The sequence below is a fragment of the Flavobacterium beibuense F44-8 genome, from assembly GCF_000769915.1.
In the GTDB taxonomy this organism is placed as follows: Bacteria; Bacteroidota; Bacteroidia; order Flavobacteriales; family Flavobacteriaceae; genus Flavobacterium; species Flavobacterium beibuense.
In genome coordinates this window covers 1-553 of record NZ_JRLV01000055.1, presented here as the reverse complement: position 1 = coordinate 553, position 553 = coordinate 1, and the positions used below count along the sequence as shown (strand labels likewise).

Genomic DNA, 553 nt, shown 5'->3' with positions numbered 1-553 from the left:
TGCCATTTGGTATTGATCTCTGATATCGGGGTAGGCTCACTGAAACTGCCGTCGGCATTGTAAGTGGCCATATACATATCAAGGTACGGTTGTTCGTTACCGCCGTAGGTTTTCCTTGCTGTGTTTCTTGCACTGGTGAAATAGAAATTGTTATCATCGGTCAGTACCGCTCCGAAAGAGCTGTACTTCTCATCGTTGATGTCCAGTTTCTTCTCATCAAACATTTTGGTTTGGTTTCTTAACTTCGGAAGGTAGTTAGGATCCTGTTTGAAAGCGATGGCTCTCTCATCGTTAGGTTTTAGTGAGGCAAACTTCTGCATCTGTGCGTTAGCTTCCTCATAGTTGCCTTCGGCTTTCAGCATCTGGGCGTAGTGGTAATAGATCTCCGCATCCTGATTGCTCTGGGTAGCCTTGGCATACCATTTCACGGCTTCTTTGCTGTTAAATACATTGTAGTAGCTCTCGGCAAGCTGTCTGTAAACATAAGGGTCGTTCTTGCCCGATACCTTCAGGTATTCACCGGCGGCATCAACATACTCCATCCTGGCATACA

1 protein-coding gene is annotated in these 553 nt (G+C 45.9%); it reads right to left on the bottom strand.

The features are described 5' to 3' along the window. Window positions 1-553: tetratricopeptide repeat protein (locus Q763_RS17280; RefSeq protein WP_035136324.1), on the bottom strand; the 553-nt coding region annotated here is incomplete at both ends.